The sequence below is a fragment of the Corynebacterium sp. 32222D000AT genome (genome assembly GCF_053546955.1).
Map to the genome: position 1 here is coordinate 197,663 of NZ_JBPPVW010000003.1, position 20,965 is coordinate 218,627.

Here is a 20,965-nt window from a genome sequence, read left to right on the forward strand (position 1 = left end):
ATGGCTGATACTCCTTCCACCTCCCAGCCCACCGATTCCCAGCCCACCGACGCGGAGCTGGCGGCCCTCGAGTCCCAGGTCTCCGGCGACGACTGGTCCGGGGCCGCGCCCCGCCAGGCCAAGCACTTCTGGCCCTCGGCCACGCGGCTGGTCGGTCTGCTCGCGCCGTACAAGTGGCAGCTCGCCTTCGTGGGGCTTTTGACCGTCGGCTGCGTCTTCCTCACTGTCTACGCGCCCCGGGTGCTCGGGCGCGCGATGGACGTCATCTTCTCCGGCGTCGTCTCGCGCCAGCTGCCCGCCGGCCTCAGCACCGAGCAGGCCGTCGAGGGCCTGCGCCAGACCGGTCACGACCGGATGGCCGACATGGCGGCCGCGATGGATCTGGTGCCTGGCAGCGGGATCGACTTCACCAAGCTCGGCCAGCTCATCCTCATCGTCATCGGCATGTACGTCGTCTCCTCCGCCTTCCAGCTCTGGCAGGGTCTGGTGCTCAACCGCCTGGTGATGGACACAGTCTTCAAGCTGCGCCAGGACGTCGAGGCCAAGATCCACGCACTTCCGCTGAGCTACTTCGACACCACCCAGCGTGGCGACCTCCTCTCGCGCACCACCAACGACCTGGACAACGTCCAGCAGGCCCTGCAGCAGGCGCTGTCCCAGCTGTTCTACAACCTCCTGCTCGTGGCAGGTATTACCGTCATGATGTTCACGGTCTCCTGGCAGCTCGCGCTCGTCGCGCTACTGGCCATCCCGCTGACCGGCGTCATCATGGCGGTCATCGGCACCCGCTCGCAGCGCCAGTTCGTTTCCCAGTGGCGCTCGACCGGCCAGCTCAACGGGCAGGTCGAGGAGTCCTTCACCGGCCAGGAGCTGTCCCTGATTTTTGGGCGCACCCAGGCCATGCGGGAGGAATTCGATAACCGCAATACCGCGCTCTACGAGGCCAGCGCCTCCGCGCAGTTCCTGTCCGGGATGATGATGCCCATCATGCAGTTCGTCTCCTACCTGTCGTACGTGGCCATCGCCGTCCTCGGCGGCCTGCGCGTGGCCCACGGGCAGATGACGCTGGGTGATGGCACCGCGTTCGTCCAGTACTCCCGCGAGTTCAACCAACCGCTGGGCCAGCTCGGCGGCATGATGCAGCAGATCCAGTCCGGCGTCGCCTCGGCCGAGCGCGTCTTCGAGTTCTTGGACGCCGACGAGCAATCCCCGGAGCCGGCGCCGGCCGAGGGGCGCTCGCCGCAGCGCGCCCGCGGCTTGGTCGAGTTCCGCGACGTCAGCTTCTCCTACGACGAGGACACCCCGCTCATCGAGGGCCTCAACCTGCGCGTCGAGCCCGGCCAGACGGCCGCCATCGTCGGCCCCACCGGGGCGGGCAAGACCACGCTGGTCAACCTCATCATGCGCTTTTACGACATCGACTCCGGGCGGATTCTCCTCGACGGCACGGACACCGCCGAGCTCTCCCGCGGGCAGCTGCGCAGCCAGGTCGGCATGGTGCTCCAGGACGCGGTCCTGTTCAAGGGGACCATCGCGGACAATATCCGCTACGGGCGCCTGGACGCCACCGACGAGGAGGTCATCGAGGCGGCCCAGGCCACCTTCGTGGACCGCTTCGTGCACTCGCTGCCGGATGGCTACGACACCGTCATCGACCAGGACGGCGGCTCGGTCTCGGCCGGCGAGCGCCAGCTCATCACCAGCGCCCGCGCCTTCCTGGCCCAGCCCGCGCTGCTCATCCTGGACGAGGCGACATCCTCGGTCGATACCCGCACCGAGATGCTGGTCCAGGACGCCATGAACGCCCTGCGCGCCAACCGCACCTCGTTCATCATCGCGCACCGGCTCTCTACTATCCGGGACGCGGACGTCATCATCGTGATGGACAACGGGCGCATCGTCGAGCAAGGCAGCCACTTCGAGCTGCTCGCCCGGCGCGGCGCCTACTGGCGGATGAATATGAAATCTTGATTCCACGCCCTACCCTTTAGGCTAGGTTAGGTACTTCCCCCTTGACTTATCCGCAGCCAATGAAGGAGCCCGCCCATGCTTGCCGGCTGGATCGCCGTTGTCCTCTCGTTGCCCGTCTGGGCGTATTTCGGCTACCGCGCCTGGGGCATGTTTACCTTCATCCGCTCCGGCGGGCCCACCCAGCTCAACCGCTTCGACCAGCCGCTGCGCCGCCTGGGCCGCGTGCTGGTGGAGGTCTTCGGGCACGCCCACTTCAAGGGGCGCCCGCTAGTCAACGCCGCGCACTGGCTGGTCATGATCGGCTTCCTCTTCGGCATCCTGGTCTGGTTTGAGGCCTATATCCAGGCCTTCAACCCGGCCGGCGGCTGGCCGCTGTTGAGCGACTGGCCGGTCTACCACTTCCTCGAAGAGGTCCTGGCGCTCGGCACCGTCTTGGGCATCGGCTTCCTCGTCGCCGTCCGCCTGAAGTTGGGCCATACTGAGCGGGGCAGCCGCTTCTATAATTCGCAGACCACCAGCGCCTACCTGGTCGAGGCCATCGTCTTTTCCGAGGGACTCGGCATGCTGCTGGTCAAGGCCTCCAAGCGCGCTACCTACGGCGGTGGGAGCTGGGCTACCGACTTTGTCAGCCTCCCGCTTTCGCAGTTGCTGCCGGCCTCCCCGGGCCTTATCCAGGCCTTCGCGCTGTTCAAGCTGCTGACCGGCCTGGCGTTTATCGTGTTCATCTCCCGCCAGTTCACCTGGGGCGTGATGTGGCACCGCTTCCTGGCGTTTTTCAACATCTTCTTCCAGCGCAACCCGGATGGGGAGAAGGCCCTGGGCAAGCTGCCGACCCCGGATCTGGAAGAAGACCTCACCCCGGGCAGCTGGAAGCTGCTGCTGGACACCGGCACCTGCACCGAGTGCGGGCGCTGCCAGGACCTGTGCCCGGCCTGGAATACCGACAAGCCCCTGTCGCCGAAGAAGCTGGTCATGGACCTCGGCTCGGCCGCGGTGGATAACTACAACCCGCACGCGGGCGTGGACGTGCTGTCCATGGCCGGGGTCATCGATGACGATGTCCTGTGGTCGTGCACCAACTGCGGCGCCTGCGTGGACCAGTGCCCGGTCGACATTGAGCACCTCGACCACGTCGCGGATCTGCGCCGCTTCAAGGTGTTGGCCGAGTCCGATTTCCCCTCGGAGCTGACCGGCCTGTTCAAGAACCTGGAGACTAAAGGCAACCCGTGGGGCCGCAACAATTCTGAGCGCCGCACCTGGGTGGACCAGGCCCGCGCCGACGGCATTGAGGTCCCCATCATCGGTGAGGACGAGACCGATTTCGCGGACCTGGAGTACCTGTTCTGGGTCGGCTGCGCCGGCGCCTACGACGACGCCGCCAAGGTCACCACCCGCGCCGTCGTCGATCTGCTGCACACCGCCGGCGTGAAATTCGGCGTGCTCGCCACCGGGGAGACCTGCACGGGTGATCCCGCCCGCCGCGCCGGCAACGAGTTCCTGTTCCAGATGCTGGCCCAGGAAAACGTCGCCACCCTCAACGAGACCTTCGAGGGCGTGCCCGCCGGGCAGCGCAAGATCATCACCACCTGCCCGCACTGCTTCAACACCCTGCGCAACGAGTACCCGGACTTCGACGGCCACTTCGACGTCTTCCACCACACGCAGCTGCTCAACCGCCTGGTGCGCGACGGGCTGCTCAAGCCGGTGCCCCGCACGGCGGAAAACCGCAAGCCCATCACCTACCACGACCCCTGCTTCCTGGGCCGCCACAACAAGGTCTACGACCCGCCCCGGGAGCTCCTGGAGGCCACCGGCGTCAAGGTCAACGAGATGGACGCCAACCGCGACTCCGCCTTCTGCTGCGGCGCCGGCGGCGCCCGCATGTTCATGGAAGAAAAGCTCGGCACCCGCGTCAACGAGTTCCGCACCGAGCAAGCACTGTCCACCGGCGCCGAGGAAATCGCCACCGGCTGCCCCTTCTGCAACGTCATGCTCACCGGCGGCGTCAAGACCCTCAACGAGGGCAAGACCCCCGTCACCGACGTCGCCCAGATGCTGCGCAGCTCCATCGCTACCGATGCCGACGGCACCCTGCCGCCAGCCCGCCCCAAGGCCTTCCTGGGCGAGCCCATCCGCCTGACCCGCAAGACCGACCAGCCCACCGAAAACACGACCGACACCGCCCCCGCCAAGCCGGCAGAACCAGCAACCCCCGCTGCACCTCAGGCTCCGGCACAGCCGGCAGCCCCAGCGGCGCCTGCTTCCCAGGCCCCGGCAGCACCTAGCGCGCCCGCGGCACCCAGTGCCCCCACTGCCCCGAGCGCTCCAACCGCGCCGGCCGCACCAGCCGCTGCTCCAAGCGCTCCAACCGCACCTTCTGCACCCAAGGCACCGGCTGCCCCAAGCACTCCTTCCGCGCCGGCTGCGCCTTCTGTACCCAAGGCACCTGCTGCCCCGGCATCGCCTGCGGCTTCTGCTCCAGGAGCACCTAGCGCTCCCGCTGCACCAAGTGCGCCGAGCGCTCCTGCCGCCCCGGCAAGCCCCGCGTCTCCGGCTCCCGCAGCTCCCCAGGCACCTTCCGCGCCGGCCGCACCCAGCGCGCCCACTGCCCCTGCGGCACCTGCTTCGTCAGCCCCGGAAGCACCGAGCTCACGCACTGTGCCTTCGGCACCCAAGGCACCAGCAGCGCCTGCAGCACCGGTCGCACCTTCTGCCCCGGCTGCACCAAATGCACCAAATGCGCCTGCAGCCCCGGCCGCTCCTAGTGCTCCCGCAGCACCCCAGGCACCTGCCGCGCCTAGTGCCCCGAGCGCGCCCTCCGCTCCCGCAGCCCCGGCAGCACCTGCACCATCGGCCCCGACCGCGCCGCAGGCCCCAAGTGCACCAGCCGCGCCAAGCGCTCCTGCCGCCCCGGCAGCACCGAAGGCTCCTTCTGCACCCGCTGCTCCCCAGGCACCTGCCGCACCTTCCGCGCCGGCAGCGCCGAGCGCACCCAAGGCGCCCAGTGCTCCTAGCGCACCCGCAGCGCCCGCTGCTCCTTCGGCCCCGGCTGCTCCCCAACCGCCGGCTGCTGGCTCGGCATCGGATGCTGACTCGGACGCTGAGGCAGACGCCGACCAGGACGACTAAGGCGGGCGTCGGCTGCGGCGGCATCGTTAGTGAGCTGCGTGACGCTGCTTGAGTTCTGGGAAAAAGGCCTGTTCCGGCTAAGGTATAGCAGGTGTTCAATAGCGACTCCGGCGCCGCCCTGATTCTGGCGGCGAGTGACGAAGGAATTACGAATTCGCTGGTCTCCTTCGCGTGGATTATGGCCGCTGCGCTGGCCGCACCCCTGGTTTCCTTCATGACTGTGCGGCGGCTGCCGGCCGTGCCGTTGCTGCTGATTTTCGGCATGATTATCGGCCCGTCGGTGCTGGATCTGGCGCACGAGGACCCCGGCATCGAGATGCTCAGCGAGATTGGCGTCGGTGCACTGTTCTTGCTGGCCGGCTTCGAAATCAACATCGCCTCGCTGAAGTCCAAGGAAGCCCGCACGGCGGCCTCCACCTGGGCGCTGTGCCTGGCGGCGAGTCTGCTGGGTGCGTGGGCGATCTTCCGCTTCGATAACCTGCCGCTGGCCATCGTCATCGCCATTGCGGTGACCTCAACGGCGCTGGGCACCATCACGCCTATGCTCAAGCAGAACGGCATGATGGGCACCCAGGTGGGGCGCTCAGTTATGATCCACGGCGCCATCGGTGAGGTCGGCCCCATCCTGGCGATGGCGCTGCTGCTGTCCACGCGTTCTACCTGGCAGACCGGGCTAATCCTGCTGGGCTTTTTCGCCATCGCGGTGGCCCTGGCGATGGTGCCAGGCCTGGTCGCCAAGGCCATGCCGCTGGTGCGCAACGCCTTTCTGCAGGGCGCCGGTTCGACGAACCAGACCATCCTGCGGCTCATCATGCTGGTGCTCGCCGTGCTGATGGCGGTGGCCGCGGTCTTCGAGCTCGACATCGTGCTGGGCGCGTTCGCCGCGGGCATGATTTTCCACCAGATCATCCCCAACGAGTTCCACCAGCGCCTCGAGCACCGCCTGGACGTGCTGTGTTATTCCATGCTCATCCCCATCTTCTTCGTGGTCTCCGGCATGTCGATCGACTGGAACGTCATCACCAGCCGCCCACTGCTCGTAGTAAGCATCCCGCTGCTCATCCTCATCACCCGCGGCCTGCCAGTCTTCCTGCGCGAGAACCTCCACCACACCGGCTCCGAAATCGAGACTGTCCGCGAGCGCCTCCAAGTCGCCTTCTACGCGGCCACCGGCCTGCCGATCATCGTGGCGGTGACCTCCATCGCGGTCAGCTCCGGGATCATGGACAACGAGCAATCCTCGCTCTTTATCGCCGGCGGCGCGCTGACCGTGCTCATCTTCCCCATCCTGGCCAGCCTGTGCCAGGAAAAGGACCCGGTCACCGGCAAGCGTTCCACCTACCGTGCGCGCGTCGTGGAACAGACCCCGGCGCATGATTCCGAACCGACCTCCCTGGCCGAGCTGCGCGACCGCGACAACGCCGAACACGAGAACCTCAAGCGCCACGAGGCCAGCCACAACGGACAGGGGTCCGAGGCGGATAGGTCTGAGTCCTCTGGAGCTGAGGCTACTGGGGATGGTGTCGCACAGGATGGCGACGGCGGCGGCAAGAACGGATAGACTTTTGGGTATGAGCTACGACGATTCCCTGCGCCTGTCTGATGCCGAACGCAACGACGCCCTGACCGCTTTGGCCAAGGCCGTCGGCGAGGGCCGCCTCAGCGTGGACGAATTCGAGGAACGCTCCGATTCCGTCATGGGCGCACGCACCCGCCGCGACATCGTCCCCCTGTTTACCGACATCCCGGACCAGCCCATCGCCGAGCCGAAGATCTATTCCCGCGCCGACGTCGAGCGCGCCTGGGAGGCCGGCCGCAAACCCAAGCTGGCCACCGGGCTCATCGGCAGCCTGCTGCTGACCATCGGCGGGACCTCCGCATTCATCGGCGCCTTCGGCGCGGCCGGGGTCGGCGCCGCGGTGGGGTTGGTGTCTGCCTCCGTCGCTGCCTTCCTGCTCATCCCGGTGCTGTGGATCGCGCTCTACGTGCTCAAGGTAGGCCCCAGCTCCTGGCACGCGCCCAGCCCGCGCCAGGTAGAGCGCCAAAAGCGCAAGGAAATCCTGGCCACCCAGGCCGAGCAGCGCGCCCTGATGTGGGCCCATAACAAGCAGACCGCGGGCGAGCTGACCGGCCAGGCCCTCGACTTCGCCAAGCGCCGCGTGGACAACTGGAGCCAGCCCAAGGACACCAAGAAGCACAGCAATTAGGGCACTTCCCGGCCCAAATTTCGTCACCACGGTCCAAAAGATGGCACAATTGCGGCATGACTACCACGCCGAACCGCCGAATTTTTGACCAATCCGACAAACTCAAGGGTGTCGCCTACGACATCCGTGGGGAGGTCTCGGCCGAGGCAGAGCGCATGGAGCTCGACGGCCACAACATCCTGAAGCTCAACACGGGCAACCCGGCGGTCTTCGGCTTCGACGCCCCGGACGTCATCATGCGCGACATGATCGCCGCCCTGCCCACCTCCCAGGGCTATTCCACTTCCAAGGGCATCATCCCCGCCCGCCGCGCCATCGTCACCCGCTACGAGCTGGAGGACTTCCCGCACTTCGACGTCGGGGATGTCTACCTGGGCAACGGTGTCTCCGAGCTGATTTCCATGACCACCCAAGCGCTGCTCAACGACGGCGACGAGGTCCTCATCCCGGTCCCGGACTACCCGCTGTGGACGGCGGCCACCTCCTTGGCCGGTGGTACCCCGGTGCACTACCTGTGCGACGAGGAGGACGACTGGAACCCGTCTATCGAGGACATCAAGTCCAAGGTGACGGAGAAGACCAAGGCCATCGTGGTCATCAACCCGAACAACCCGACGGGCGCGGTCTACTCCCGGCAGACGCTGCAGCAGATCGTGGAGATCGCCCGCGAGCACAACCTGCTCATCCTGGCTGATGAAATCTACGACCGCATCCTCTACGACGGCGCGAAGCACACCTCCATCGCTTCCCTGGCCCCGGACCTGCTGTGTATTACCTACAACGGCCTGTCGAAGGCCTACCGCGTGGCCGGCTACCGCGCCGGCTGGATGGTGCTCACCGGCCCGAAGAACCACGCCTCCGGCTTCATCGAAGGCCTGGAGCTGCTCGCCGGCACCCGCCTGTGCCCCAACGTTCCGGCCCAGCACGCCATCCAGGTCGCGCTCGGCGGGCGCCAGTCCATCTACGAGCTGACCGGCACGGACGGCCGCCTGCTCAAGCAGCGCAACATCGCCTACGAAAAGCTCAATGAGATCCCCGGCGTCAGCTGCGTGAAGCCGATGGGCGCGCTTTATGCCTTCCCGCGGCTGGACCCGAACGTCTACGAGATCCACGACGACTCCAAGCTGATGCTGGACATCCTGCGCTCGGAAAAGATCCTCATGGTGCAGGGCACCGGCTTCAATTGGCCGGACCCGGACCACTTCCGCGTGGTCACCCTGCCGTGGGCGTCCCAGCTGGACAACGCCATCGAGCGCCTGGGCAACTTCCTGGCCAGCTACCGCCAGTAGCCGCGGTAAGCACGGTCCCAGCCCCGGAGTGATTTTTCGCTGCCGGGGCTACTTTGTGCGCGCACAGAATTGAAAACATTTACTATTAGTGGCTATGGCACGACACTCAGTAAAGCCGGCCGGTCTGAACCTGTGGCAGCGCCTCCTCTTAGGTCTGCTGGGGCTGGTAGTAGCCGCCACCGCCGTGGGGCTCGTCTGGCTCTGGCCTAGCACCGGCCCGGACACGAGCGAAGACTTCGACCGCGCGTACTCGCTGAACCAGCAGCGGGTGACCGGCACCGTCACCCAGGTCGATTCCAACGCCTGCGCTTCCCCGGCTACCGGCACGGCCTTTGATACCCCGCCGCGCACTACCGCCGCGGAGGCCGCCGGGGCCCACGATGATTCTTGCCGCCGCGCCCTGGTGGACCTGGAAGACGGGCCGGATGCAGGGAAGATGACTCAGCTGGTGCACTACGGCGTGGCCGGCGAGCCGGTACTTGAGGTAGGTGACCACATCACCATGACCCTGTCGGAAAACCCCGCCGACGGGCAGGCTCAGTACGCTTTCGCCGACTACGAGCGCAGCTCCGCCCTGTGGGCCTGGGGCCTGGTCATCGTCGCCGCCATCCTCATCTTCGCCGCCTGGCACGGGTTGCGTTCGCTCATCGGCCTGGCCTTCAGCCTGGCCATCGTCTTTTTCTTCCTCCTGCCGGCCATCACCGCGGGCCAGCCCATCATCCCCGTCACGATTATCGCCTGCGCGGCCATCCTGGTGGTGGCCATCCCCTTGGTCCACGGCTGGAACTTCAAGTCCGCCTCGGCGCTGGCCGGCAGCCTGGTCGCCCTGGCCGTGGCCACGGTCGTGGCCATCATCGCCATCCGGACGTCCCACCTGCAGGGCCTGTCCTCCGAGGACAACCTCAAGCTGCTGCTCTACCTCCCGCAGCTGTCCGTGGTCGGCGTGCTGCTGGCCGGGTTCATCGTCGGCGCGCTGGGCGGGCTCAACGATGTCTCCATCGGGCAGGCCTCCACCGTCCACGAGCTGGCGGCCATCGACCCGACGATGCCGCGGTGGCGGCTGTTCGTCTCCGCCATGAAGGTCGGGCGCGACCACATCGCGTCCATGGTCTACACCATCGTGCTGTCGTATACGGGTGCGGCGCTGCCACTATTGCTGCTCATCTCCGCGGCCGATGCCTCCGCCGGCCAGGTCTTGAGCAGCGACGTCATCGCCACCGAGCTACTGCGCTCCGGGGTGGGCGCGCTTTCCCTGGTCAGCGCCGTGCCGGTCACGACGCTGATTGCGGCGTTTACACACTCCGACCCAGGGCCACGAGATCCCAACCGGCCGCCTGCCATTCACGCACATTAAGCACGTTGCGCCCGTCGATGATGTGTTGGCGGGCGACCAGCTTGCCGGCGGCGACCGGGTCGAGCTCGCGGAACTGCTTCCACTCCGTAGCCAGGATGACCAGCTCGGTACCCTTAAGAGCCGTATCCACGTCGGGGGCGTAGTCCAGCGTCGGGAAGACCTTCTTGGCGTTGTCCATGCCTTGCGGGTCGTAGACCGTCACCGCCGCACCCGCCAGGGACAGCGAGCCGGCCACGGATAGCGCCGGCGAGTCGCGCACGTCGTCCGAGTTCGGCTTGAAGGAGCAGCCCAGCACCGTCACGCGGTGGCCCAGCAGGGAGCCGGCGAAAGACTCCTTGGCCAGGTCCACCACGCGGTCACGGCGGCGCATGTTGATGGCGTCGACCTCGCGCAGGAAGGTCAGTGCCTGGTCCGCGCCGAGCTCGCCCGCCCGCGCCATGAACGCGCGGATATCCTTCGGCAGGCAGCCGCCGCCGAAGCCCAGGCCGGCGCCCAAGAACTTGCGGCCGATGCGCTCGTCCAGCCCGATGGCATCCGCCAGGGCCACGACGTCGGCGCCGGCGATCTCACAGATCTCCGACACGGCGTTGATGAACGAAATCTTGGTGGCCAGAAACGCGTTCGCCGAGACCTTGACCAGCTCCGCGGTCTGCAGGTCCGTCACGATGAAGGGAGTGTCCTGGCGCAGCGGCTCGGCGTAAATCTCGCGGGCAATCTCCTCCGCGCGGGACTCGCCCTCCCGGCAGCCGATGACGATGCGATCCGGGGTGATGGTGTCCTTGACCGCGTAGCCCTCCCGCAGGAACTCCGGGTTCCAGGCGATCTCCACCTCGGTGCCCTCCGGGGCCAGCTCGTTAGCCATCTGCTGCAGCTCCGCGGCGGTGCCCACCGGCACGGTGGACTTGCCCAGGATAAGATGCTGGCCTTTGAGCAGCGGGACCAGCTTTTCGATGACCGCGCGGACATAGGTCATGTCCGCCGCGTAGGAACCGTGGCGCTGCGGGGTGCCCACGCCCAAAAAGTGGACGTTGGCGAACTCGGCGGCCGCGGCGTAATCCGTGCTAAAGCTCAGCGTCCCGCCGCCTAAGTTGCGCTCGAGTACCTCCGGCAGGCCCGGCTCGTAGAAGGGAACCTTGCCCGCTGCCAGGGAGTCGATTTTTGCTTGGTCCACGTCCACGCCGAGAACCTCGTGGCCGAGCTCGGCCATGCAAGCGGCGTGCGTCGCACCCAGGTATCCGGTGCCAATCACAGTCATGCGCATAAGCGGTTATCTTAAGCGCCCGAGTTGAACACAGGATTAAATCTGGGTGCCGGATCCTAAAACCTTAGCGAAAGTTCAGGTAGGACTTCGACGGGGTCGGCCCGCGCTGGCCCTGGTACTTCGAGCCCAGCGCCCCACTGCCATAGGGATCCTGCGCCGGCGAGGTCATCTTGAAGATCGCCAGCTGGCCGACCTTCATGTTCGGCCACAGGACGATCGGCAGGTTCGCCGTGTTCGACAACTCCAGGGTGATGTGCCCGGAAAAGCCGGGGTCAATAAAGCCCGCGGTGGAGTGCGTGAGCAGGCCCAACCGCCCCAGGGAGGACTTACCCTCCAGGCGGCCGGCCAGGTGCGGCGGCAGCGTGAACTTCTCCAGCGTGGCCCCCAGGACGAACTCGCCCGGGTGCAGCACGAAGGCGTCTCCGTCGGCCACCTCGACCAGGCTGGTCAGATCCGGCATCTCTTCCTTCGGATCAATATGGGTGTACCGGGAGTTGTTGAACACGCGGAAGTACTTATCCAAGCGCACGTCCACGGACGAAGGCTGGATAAGGTTGGCATCGAAGGGCTCGATCTGCAGCGATTCATCCTCGATGGCGGCCCGGATATCTCGATCTGATAAAAGCACGTGTCCGAGTCTACTAGCAGCTAGGCGACCCGGTTTTCACCCGGGGTCAGCGAGGGTGTAGAGTGTTTCCCAGCGCTTGATGTATGCCCAGCAATGGGCGCACAATTCAGGCTCTGCCGGCGTAGTTTAATGGTAGAACATCAGCTTCCCAAGCTGAGAGCGCGAGTTCGATTCTCGTCGCCGGCTCCACACATGAGCTACACCTTTTGGTGTGGCTTATTTTTTATAGGACGGCAGGTAGGCCCAAACTATCCAACTTTCCCTAGGTCTTCCCACACCGCGTGCGTAGCCGCCGACGGCACCCACCCCTCATGCGTCGTATGCTCCACTCCGGCGGACTTGACCCTTTAGAACAATTATGGATCTTGAAAGCAATGCAGAATACCCTGTTACTTAACCGCAATCATCCACAAGCAAGGACAATCCTGAAACACCGTCTCCTCTCAATCCCCCCTTGCCACGCTCACTGCACTCAGCTTGACAACCGGGACAGCCCACGCCACCGAGACCCCAAGGAAGAGAAGCTAGCGAATCAAGTAATGAACGCTGCTGATCCCAACGAGGAGTACAGCAAGCTCACCAACGAGGAGAAATCCATCTTCTTGAGGGCAATGAATCCCGTCGCAGTCGAACAGAAGGTTACTCAACCGAAACAGACAACCACATCGATTCGATCGGCAGGAAACGAAGTAACAAGCGTGGAGATCACCAACCAAGGTGGAGAAACCAAGACCCCGGGTTACACATACACCGGAGTGCTCAACAGTGGTGCACGACCGGCCGGTCCAGTCGGCCGAGCATATTCAGAGGTTGGCCTCAAACTGGGCGAGAACATTCCAGTAGTCAATCAGCTGCCGGCGCTCACACCGTGCATCAAGCTCACCGGCCATGCCGACGGCCACTCCGAATCGATGGCGGATGTAGGAGCCGGAAACGGATGTAGGGATATCTAATGGAGATACCAGTTACTTATGACGCACTATGGGTAGGAATTCCTCTCTTGTGCATTATCCTCGCTAGCATCGTTGCCATTTGGGAGAAGCAGCGCGGAAGTTCTACCACCCGAATATTCCTGTGGTGTCTTGCCCAATTCGTGATTCCCCTTGCAGGTTTCTTGATTTGGATCGTGTTCCACAGGTTTTCCTCTAAGAGGCAAACCTAAGTAATAAACTGTTTCCCGGTAGCCAACGAGGAATTGATGCCCTGACTTGCCCCGATCGTTAATGCCATCATCCAGCGGGCGCGGATCATGAGCGGCCCGTCCTCGATGACACGTAGTAGCCCGGCGAATTCGGCACGAGAAAAGGCTTGCCCCTCTGTGCTGTTGGCGCGGGACGCATCCATTCGGTCGCGAGGGTTGTGCGGAATTTTGCCCTCTCGTACCGAGTCCTTAAGCGCTCCGCTTAGCGTGAAGAATGTGGCTTAGCAGATGCGGCCGCTAAGTCCGTTCTTCTTCATTGCTTGCAGCATGCAGCAGATGTGATCAGGGGTGATTGTGTTGATGCGGTTTTTGCCGATATGGACGATATGCCCGCGGGTCAAGTCCGCCGGAGTGGTGAATCTACCCGGGCGGTTCTGGCTACGACAAAATATGCCCCTAAAATAATATGCCCCTAAAATAAAGAATTTTGGCAACCGGTATGAATACAGATTGCCGATGGATCACATTTCTTGCAAAGGCTGGGAACCGCTGAGAAAGTGCCGAAAGCTTGAAACTAAAAATGTTTTGACGGTAGTTGGTTTCAATAAGATACAGGATGGTAAACTTTACGGAGTGGTTACCACACGGAGTGGTTACCACCTATTGCGAAGGATTCGACGGCCGTTGCCCCCAGTGGATTATTAACTCTCCACAGATTAAATAACATGTATAAAGCAATGCCTATTTCACGGTCTACTGATTTGGCCGGCAAAGACATTTCTGGAAGAGATATGTCTAATTATGACCTAACTGATATCAACCTTGAAGGAAGCGTGTGCCGGGGATGCTCATTCCGAGGCTCCATGTTGGCATGGGCTAATTTGAAATCAGCAGATTTCACCGGCGCAGATTTTACGGATGCAATCCTTAGTGAATCAGATTTTCGTGGAGCGACGCTAACCCATGCTGACTTAACAGGCGCATATCTAGTTCCCATTATTGCTGATGAGGAACAATTTTCCGACTGCATAGGGGTTGAGGAATCTGCGATTGAGTTTCCCAGTTCTTGATCTGGTTTGTGCTCCCAAAACTCGGCTACAAACTCCGCTGACGCACAACATCGTCGCCGGCTCCATGCGTAAAGGCAGGACACCACTCGGTGCCCTGCCTTTTCTCATGCGGTCTTTAGACCGCGCTGTGGTTGATTCTTGCCTAGCTGCAGGTGACGATCGGCTGCGGGTCGTAGACCGTGGTGGTGGTCTCCCGGGAGATTTCCTGTCCGCTCAGGTTGCGGATGACGCGCGTGTCCGAGGTGGTAAAGCCCGGCGCGCCTGACGACGGCGAGCAGTCCTCGGCATCGACCTGCTTGGGCTGCGGCTGGGTCTGGGCCCACCGGCCGTTGTTGATGGATTCGACCTCGACGGTCTTGGTGCCCTTGAGCTGCACGGTGATTTCGCTGTTGCTGTAGCTAGTCGAAATCATCACTGGGTGCTCGGAGTTGTTGGTGAACTGCAGGTCGATAGCGCCCTCGTACACGGTGGCCTCGCGGCCGGCCGGGTAGCGCGAGATGTAGTAGGAGTGCGGGGTGTGGGCGGTATCTTCCATGCCTGCGAAGTAGGCGGCGTTGTACAAGGTGGTGGCGAACTGGGAGATACCGCCGCCGACGGCCTCGCCCGCGCGGCCGTCGATGATGATGCCGGACTCGACATAGCCCTGCGCGGTGCCGCGCGGGCCGGTGTAGCCGTTGAGCGAGAAGGTCTCGCCCGGGGCGAGGAAGGCACCGTTGACCTGGTCGGCCACGCGCTTGATGTTCTGCCCCGACGCGCCGGAGAAGCCGCCGGTGGTGAACTCCCCGATGACGTCGTCGAAACTGGCGTTTTCGGCCTGCTCGGTGGTGAACGTGGCGGGCTCGTCGCGGTACTCGGCGTCCCACTCGCGGTCCTTGTTGTCCTTGACGCGCTCGTCAAAGCCATCCATGGTCTTGTCCCAGTCGATGACCACGCCGTCGCGGTGCGGGGTGACCTGCTTGGAACCGCCGGCAAAGGAGATGGTGGCGTTCTGCTTGACCTGGACCGAAGGCTTGAGGGCCTCCCCGATCATCTCCTGGGCGCGCTCGTTGTTGATCTTCAGCTCCAGCTTGCCGTCGTGGGGCTCAATCGTGACGAACTGTTCGATCTCGTCCGGGGTGATGCGGGACTCGACGTCGTCGCGGCCGCGGGTGACCAGATCGCCAGCCACGGCATCGGCGGCGTCGCCCTCGGCCATCTTTTCCACCTCGTCCTGGGTGATGGCGGGCTCGGTTTCCTCCGCGTCCACCTCGACGCCCTCGGGGTTGACCCACCCCTCGGAGACCTCCGTGGCCAGCTCCTCGCGGTCGACGGACTGGCCGGTCACGGCGTCAGTGACGTTGACCTTGCCGCCGGCGAGATTAATCGCACCGTCCTTGGGCTCGACGGTCAAGTCTTGGTTGAGGCGATCGACGGTCGGCTGGAACGCAGCCTCGTCAACATCGGTGTCCACGTCGTATTCGCGCTGGGGCGCGAAGAAGCTGTAAACGCGGGCGAACGGGTTGAGGGAAGCGTTCTCGATGCCGTCCACGGCCTTCTTAAAGTCCATCCGCAGGCCGGCCTCGTGGGGGATGAACTCCGTGGTCTTTTCCCCGGCGGTGACCGTCACGGGCTGGTTTTCCACGTCCCCGAGCTCGTCCTCCAGTTTCGCCACGGCATCGCGGCGTTCCATGTTGGAAATATCTACTCCACCGACGGAGACGGCCCGGGGCGTCTTGCCTTGGTTCGCCACGACATCCATGGCGTAGGCAACGCCCGCGATGACGAAAAGGCCGACCAAGATGCCCAGGGCAATGGCCCAACCCTTCACTCCGCGTTTTCCGTTCGCTTTACTCACACGCACTACAGTAATGGCTTACCGGCCCTAATTCCTAGTCAGGAGGCCTAAAGTATTATCAAGACAACCGCGCCGGGGCGGGTAAAGAGGACACCGGGGGTGACATATGTAGCGGCCTCGGCGGCTACTCCGCGGGTGGAGCCGTCCCGGGATCCGCGCCTGGGGCGGGCTCGGGTTCCGTGTGAGATTCGGCCACGCGCAGGGCGGATTCAGCCACCCGCGCGGGCGGGAGTTGGCCGCCATCCACGGCCGCTTCCAGGTGGTTTAGGACGCTCTGGAAATCCACGGCGGTCGACCATAGCGCCTGGTCCGCGCCGGCGGCCAGGGAGGCGGTGACGGCTTCCTCTGGGGACATCTGGTCCGTAATCGCCTTCATGCCGGTGAGATCGTCGGTATAGGTCAGGCCGCGGAAACCGGCGTGCTCGCGCAGCAGCCCGTAGGCGTGGTTGTTGAGACTGGCCGGGGTGACCCCGTCGCCCAGCCCCGGCACCACCAGGTGCCCCACCATGACCCCGGCGCCCGGCGATTGGGGCAGCGCGACGTCGAAGGGCACCAGGTCGTAGCCCACCAGCTGGTCCAGCGGCGGGGTGGTTGCCATTCCCTGGTGCGTGTCCCCGCTGGCGCGGCCGTGCCCCGGGTAGTGCTTGAACACCGGCCGCACCCCGGCGTTGTGCAGGCCCCGGGCAAAAGCGGCGCCGAGCTCACCCGCGGCGGCCGGATCCGGGGAGAAGGAACGGTCGCCCACCACGTTCAGGCCACCGCCGTCGACGTCGATAACCGGAGCGAAGTCCACGGTAACACCGTGGGCGGACAGGGTCTGGCCCACCGCGAAGCCCTGGCGCTCGGCCTCTGCGGTCCCGCCGGCGACCATGTCCCGCGGGGTCGGGAAATCCCCCAGGATTTCCGAGAAACGCTGGACCCGTCCTCCCTCAAAGTCGATGGAGACATCAAAGTCGCGACCGACCGCCGCGCGCAGAGCGTGGATATCCCGCCCCGGGGTCTGCAACAACTCCGGGTCCGCCCAGCTGGTGATGAAGATACCGCCGGCCCCGGCCTTGAGCTTCGCCAGCGCGTCGTCGTAGTTGACCACGCCCGGCATCAGCAACGAGGCGAGCTGCTCGCGCCGGGTGGCCGGCAGCTGCACCGCCGGTGCCGGTTCCGGCTGGCTCGTGGAAGAGCTCGTCTGCGGGGCCGAAGAACTCGTTTTAGTTTCGCTGCTGACCACACCAGCCGGGGGCGCGGCCTGCTCTGCCTCGTCCGACGAGCAGGCGCTGAGCGCGCCACCACCGGCCACGAGGGTTACCACGGCAACCAGCGCGACCCGTGCACACGGGGTACCAATGCGGGTGGCAGCGAGCAGGCGACGACGCCACTGCGCGGGCCGGGGAAACGGAATCATGGCATATAGTCTGCCATTAGTCAGCCACATCACGCCCGAATGCCTACTAAGATGGCGGGCATGAGTAACGGCCAAACCATGTTAATTGCGTTCGACGGCTCGGAGCGCGCCGCCCGCGCCATGCAGCAAGCCGCTCAGCTGCTGCGCCCCAGCACGGTGGAGATCCTCACCGCCTGGGAGCCGGCCGCCCGCCAGGCCGCCCGTGCGGTTAGCCGCACCGGCCTGCACCAGTCGACGGTCTCCCCGGAGGCCACCGAGGAAGACCCGGCCTACGAGGAGGCGCTGGCCATCTGCCGCCGCGGCGTCGAGGTGGCCGAGGGGCTCGGCCTAGCGGGACGCGCCCACCTGGTCGAATCCGCCACGACTATCGCCTCCGCCATCGTGGATGCCGCCCAAGAGCTGGACGTGGACGTCATCGTCACCGGTACCCGCGCGCTGACGGGCTTCCGCTCCTGGTGGACTAACTCCACCGCGGACCAGATCGTGCGCAACGCCGGCATCCCGGTCTTTATTGTCCCGCCGGAAAACGACGAGGACGAAGAAGATGCCCCGGAATACTTCGAGTAGCTGCTAGGATTTGGTCCCATGGCAGTAGAATCCGACTCTTTGACAAAGCGCACGCTGGGCCCGGCCGTCGGCAGCGCCGTGGTCGGCCTGGTGCTCGGCGTGGTCACCATCGTGGGGATCGCCCAGTTCAGCGACGCTGATACGGTGCCTTCCGGCCACGCGGTGCCGGCCGATGACGCCGTGCTGGGCGGGCCTGAGTACGGCTCCCGCCAGTAGGCGTGCCCCGGCTGTCTACTAAACTCCGCCCCCACCTCGCCGGGTGGGGGCTTTTGGCGATCGTCGTCTTTGTCCTGCAGTTCGGGCACAACACCCAGGTCGCGGCCGACACCAAGCACGACCTGCTGGTCGACCCGGCGGGTTTTCTGCGCGGGGCGCTGACCCCCTGGACGGATGTGTTTACCCTGGGGCAGCTGCAAAACCAGGCCTACGGTTATCTCTTCCCGCACGGGCTCTTCTTCCTAGCCGCCGATCCCCTGCCGGAGTGGGTGGCGCTGCGGCTGTGGTGGCTGCTGGTGACCGGCGTGGGCTTTTCCGGGGCCTTCCTGCTGGCCCGGCGCGCCACCGACGCGGGCCCGGGCTGGTCGTTTATCGCGGCGCTGGCCTACGCGCTTTCCCCGCGCGTTATGACCACGCTGACCACGATCTCCTCGGAGACCTGGCCGGTCATGCTGGCCCCCTGGGTCCTGGTGGCTTGCCTCGCCCCGCGGTCGGGGCGCTGGCAGTGGGCGGCCGCGGTCATCCCGGTCGCGCTGATGGGCGCGGTCAATGCCACCGCCACCCTGGCCGCCTGCGTGCCGGCGGCGGTGGTCTTGCTCTGCCAGCGGCGCTGGCGTTTCTTCGGCGCCTGGCTGGCCGGCTGCGCGCTGGTCAGCGCCTGGTGGATCGTCCCGCTGCTGGTGCTGGGGCGCTTTGCGGCGCCCTTTACGGAATTCATCGAGTCGGCATTCGTCACCACGCGCTGGCTCAACCTGGCCGAGATCCTGCGTGGAACTACCAGCTGGTCCCCCTTCGTGGACACCGAGCGCACCGCCGGCGTGCTGCTGGTGGCCGAACCCGTCTTCGTCCTGGCGACCGTAGCCGTGGCCGCCGCCGGGCTGGTGGGACTGTGCCGCCTGCCGCGGACGTGGTCGGTGGTGCTGATAGTGGGCATCGCGGTGCTGGGTACCAGCCTGCCGGCTTACCGGGAGCTGCTCGACGGGCCGCTGGCCGCGCTGCGCAACCTGCACAAATTCGATCCGCTGGTCCGCCTGCCGCTGGTACTCGGCCTGGCGCAGCTAGGCGCGCGCCTCGGCTGGCCGCGGACCTTGCGCCCCGACCGCCGGCAGACCGCCGGGCTGCTGCTGGCCGTGGTGGTCGCGGCCAGCGCGTTCCCGGCCCTGTCCGGGCGCCTGCTGCCGCGCGGGGCCTACGATAAGGTACCAAGCTACTGGACCGCTGCCACTGATTTTCTGAACGAACACGCCGCCGGCACCCGCACGCTCATCTACCCGCCCGCGTCCTTTGCCCGGCAGGACTGGGGCTGGACCCGCGACGAGCCGGCGCAGCCGCTGCTTGAAGTCCCCTGGGCCGTCCGCGACGCCATCCCGCTTATCCCGCCGGAGGCCATCCGCGGCTTGGACGGGATTACCGCGGCCTTGGAACACGACCCGGCCGCGGGGGCGAAGGCCCTACAGCGCCTGGGCATCGGCGCGGTGCTGCAGCGCCACGACCTGGACGAGCCGGCGGCCAGCGATAGCTCGGTGCGCGCGGAAGACCTGCCGGGCACGGTCCACACCTTCGGCGAGGTGGACGTGGTGCTGCTCGACCCGCAGCAGGACCTGCAGATGGCTGACGGCGCCCCGGTGCGCGTGGCCGGCGGCGGCGAGGTCCTCGCCCTACTGGACATGGTGGATGCGCCCGGCGCGCGCGAGCTCGTAGACGCGGACGCCGACATCGTGACCGATACCCCGCTGCTGGTGGACCGCAACTACGGCACGCTAGACGGCCCGGTCTCCGCCCCGCTGGCCAAGGGCGATAGCTCCCGGGTCCACAACCGGCTGCGCGACTACCCCTCGGCAGGACAAACGGTGGCGGTCGAAGAACACGGCGGCCGCGTGGTGGCGGAGTCCTCGGCCGCCGATGCCGACTCCTTCGGCGGCGCCGATCCCGCCCGCTCCGTGACCGCCGCGGTCGACGGGCAGGACGACACCGCCTGGTGGCCGGCCCCGGGGCAGACCGGCTGGCTGGAGCTCCAGGCCCCGCAGGGCGAGGTCTTTGCCTCCCCGGTGCTCAGGCTCACCGCCACCGACGACACCCGCGCGACTGTCTCGTCCGGCTCCGCCTCCGTCGAGGTGGAGCTTAGCGCCGGCGAGGAGTCCACGGTGCGCGTGCCCGGCGGCGACAGCGCCGCGGTGCGCATCACCCCGCACGAGCGCGTCGGCATCACCGCCGCCGAGGTCGCCGGCCACCCCATCGAACGCGTCGTGACGGTGCCGGATACCTCACCTAACGTGGAGGCCTTCTTCTTCCAGCGGCTGACCGTGGACACGGGTGCCATCATCCGGGACTTCACCGCGCCGCGGGAGATGGAGCTTCCCCTGCGCGCAGGCGCTGAATCCGACGCCGACAAAGACGCCGAGGCGCCGGGGGTGCGCATCGACGGCCGCGACTACCGCCCGGGCGAGACGGTGCGGCTGCCGGCCGGCCCGCACCGGCTGGAAACCGCGGCGGCCTGGGTCCAGCTGGGCGAGCTGCCGCGCACTCCCCTTGAGCCCACCGGGGAGGCTATCGCCCCGGCAGACCACGAGCGCCTGCTGATTACCGGGCGAGCGTATAACGCCGGGCTCAACGGCTGGCTGGACTATGCCCCGCTGCAGGCCCGACAGGTGGACGCGGCCACCCAGGCTTTTGTCATTCCGGCGGGCGCGAGCGGCACCTTCCGCCTGACCTTCGCCGCAACGGGCGCGTACCAGGCCGGCCTTCTCGGCGGCGGGGCGCTGGGGCTGCTGACGGTTATCGCCTGCGCGGTGGTCTGTTGGCGCCGGCGCGGCGAGCACGTGCCGCGCTCCTTCCCGGAGCCGCCCCGGGCGCTGTGCCTGGCACTGGCCGCGGGCGGGCTCGCGCTGGTGGGCTGGCC

At 65.8% G+C, this 20,965-nt stretch carries 16 protein-coding genes and 1 tRNA gene; 13 read left to right on the forward strand and 4 right to left on the reverse strand.

Annotated features, from left to right (window positions below):
- From ACEE23_RS03055 to ACEE23_RS03080, 6 genes are all read left to right on the forward strand, one after another.
- Entirely contained in the window at positions 1-1,971 is a 1,971-nt protein-coding gene (locus tag ACEE23_RS03055) for an ABC transporter ATP-binding protein (protein ID WP_448872148.1), read from the forward strand.
- A gap of 75 nt (positions 1,972-2,046) precedes the next feature.
- On the forward strand, positions 2,047-5,100 hold the full coding sequence (locus tag ACEE23_RS03060) for a (Fe-S)-binding protein (protein WP_368519968.1): 3,054 nt from the start codon (positions 2,047-2,049) through the stop codon (positions 5,098-5,100).
- Between the two features lie 91 nt (positions 5,101-5,191).
- Complete coding sequence (locus tag ACEE23_RS03065) at positions 5,192-6,661, forward strand: cation:proton antiporter (RefSeq protein ID WP_448872146.1); 1,470 nt, start codon at positions 5,192-5,194, stop codon at positions 6,659-6,661.
- A 10-nt stretch (positions 6,662-6,671) separates the two neighbouring features.
- Complete coding sequence (locus ACEE23_RS03070; protein ID WP_368519970.1) at positions 6,672-7,307, forward strand: DUF1707 SHOCT-like domain-containing protein; 636 nt, start codon at positions 6,672-6,674, stop codon at positions 7,305-7,307.
- A gap of 56 nt (positions 7,308-7,363) precedes the next feature.
- On the forward strand, positions 7,364-8,596 hold the full coding sequence (locus tag ACEE23_RS03075) for a pyridoxal phosphate-dependent aminotransferase (protein WP_368519971.1): 1,233 nt from the start codon (positions 7,364-7,366) through the stop codon (positions 8,594-8,596).
- 94 nt (positions 8,597-8,690) lie between these two features.
- Positions 8,691-9,950: a YibE/F family protein gene (locus tag ACEE23_RS03080; RefSeq protein WP_368519972.1), complete on the forward strand. Its 1,260-nt coding sequence runs from the start codon at positions 8,691-8,693 to the stop codon at positions 9,948-9,950.
- Here ACEE23_RS03080 and ACEE23_RS03085 read toward each other — a convergent pair.
- On the reverse strand, positions 9,889-11,205 hold the full coding sequence (locus ACEE23_RS03085; protein WP_368520043.1) for a UDP-glucose dehydrogenase family protein: 1,317 nt from the start codon (positions 11,203-11,205) through the stop codon (positions 9,889-9,891). The two genes, ACEE23_RS03080 and ACEE23_RS03085, sit on opposite strands and share 62 nt — an antisense overlap.
- 70 nt (positions 11,206-11,275) lie before the next feature.
- Positions 11,276-11,839, reverse strand: a complete 564-nt coding sequence (gene dcd / locus ACEE23_RS03090; RefSeq protein WP_296203483.1) for a dCTP deaminase — start codon at positions 11,837-11,839, stop codon at positions 11,276-11,278.
- A 115-nt stretch (positions 11,840-11,954) separates the two neighbouring features.
- Here dcd and ACEE23_RS03095 point away from each other — a divergent pair.
- From ACEE23_RS03095 to ACEE23_RS03110, 4 genes are all read left to right on the forward strand, one after another.
- Positions 11,955-12,028 (forward strand) — tRNA-Gly (locus ACEE23_RS03095).
- Between the two features lie 350 nt (positions 12,029-12,378).
- On the forward strand, positions 12,379-12,792 hold the full coding sequence (locus ACEE23_RS03100) for a hypothetical protein (RefSeq protein ID WP_368519973.1): 414 nt from the start codon (positions 12,379-12,381) through the stop codon (positions 12,790-12,792).
- Positions 12,792-13,001 (forward strand): PLDc N-terminal domain-containing protein, encoded by a 210-nt coding sequence (locus tag ACEE23_RS03105; RefSeq protein ID WP_368519974.1) that lies wholly within the window; start codon positions 12,792-12,794, stop codon positions 12,999-13,001. The genes ACEE23_RS03100 and ACEE23_RS03105 overlap by 1 nt, the downstream gene beginning before the upstream one ends.
- Positions 13,002-13,705: 704 nt before the next feature.
- Positions 13,706-14,050 (forward strand): pentapeptide repeat-containing protein, encoded by a 345-nt coding sequence (locus ACEE23_RS03110; protein WP_368519975.1) that lies wholly within the window; start codon positions 13,706-13,708, stop codon positions 14,048-14,050.
- A 142-nt stretch (positions 14,051-14,192) separates the two neighbouring features.
- Here the strand turns inward: ACEE23_RS03110 and ACEE23_RS03115 are convergent, their stop codons facing one another.
- Together ACEE23_RS03115 and ACEE23_RS03120 are read right to left on the reverse strand one after the other, a co-directional pair.
- Entirely contained in the window at positions 14,193-15,884 is a 1,692-nt protein-coding gene (locus tag ACEE23_RS03115; protein WP_368519976.1) for a VanW family protein, read from the reverse strand.
- Between the two features lie 124 nt (positions 15,885-16,008).
- Complete coding sequence (locus ACEE23_RS03120) at positions 16,009-17,283, reverse strand: glycoside hydrolase family 3 N-terminal domain-containing protein (RefSeq protein ID WP_368519977.1); 1,275 nt, start codon at positions 17,281-17,283, stop codon at positions 16,009-16,011.
- A gap of 60 nt (positions 17,284-17,343) precedes the next feature.
- On the opposite strand from ACEE23_RS03120, the gene ACEE23_RS03125 reads away from it, so the two are divergent.
- The 3 genes from ACEE23_RS03125 to ACEE23_RS03135 all read left to right on the forward strand — a co-directional run.
- A complete protein-coding gene (locus tag ACEE23_RS03125) occupies positions 17,344-17,850 on the forward strand; it encodes a universal stress protein (protein ID WP_368519978.1) in 507 nt (168 codons plus the stop codon).
- An 18-nt stretch (positions 17,851-17,868) separates the two neighbouring features.
- On the forward strand, positions 17,869-18,066 hold the full coding sequence (locus ACEE23_RS03130) for a DUF2613 domain-containing protein (RefSeq protein ID WP_070768425.1): 198 nt from the start codon (positions 17,869-17,871) through the stop codon (positions 18,064-18,066).
- A gap of 53 nt (positions 18,067-18,119) precedes the next feature.
- The coding region (locus ACEE23_RS03135) for an alpha-(1->3)-arabinofuranosyltransferase domain-containing protein (protein WP_448873525.1) at positions 18,120-20,965 on the forward strand (2,846 nt) is incomplete at its 3' end.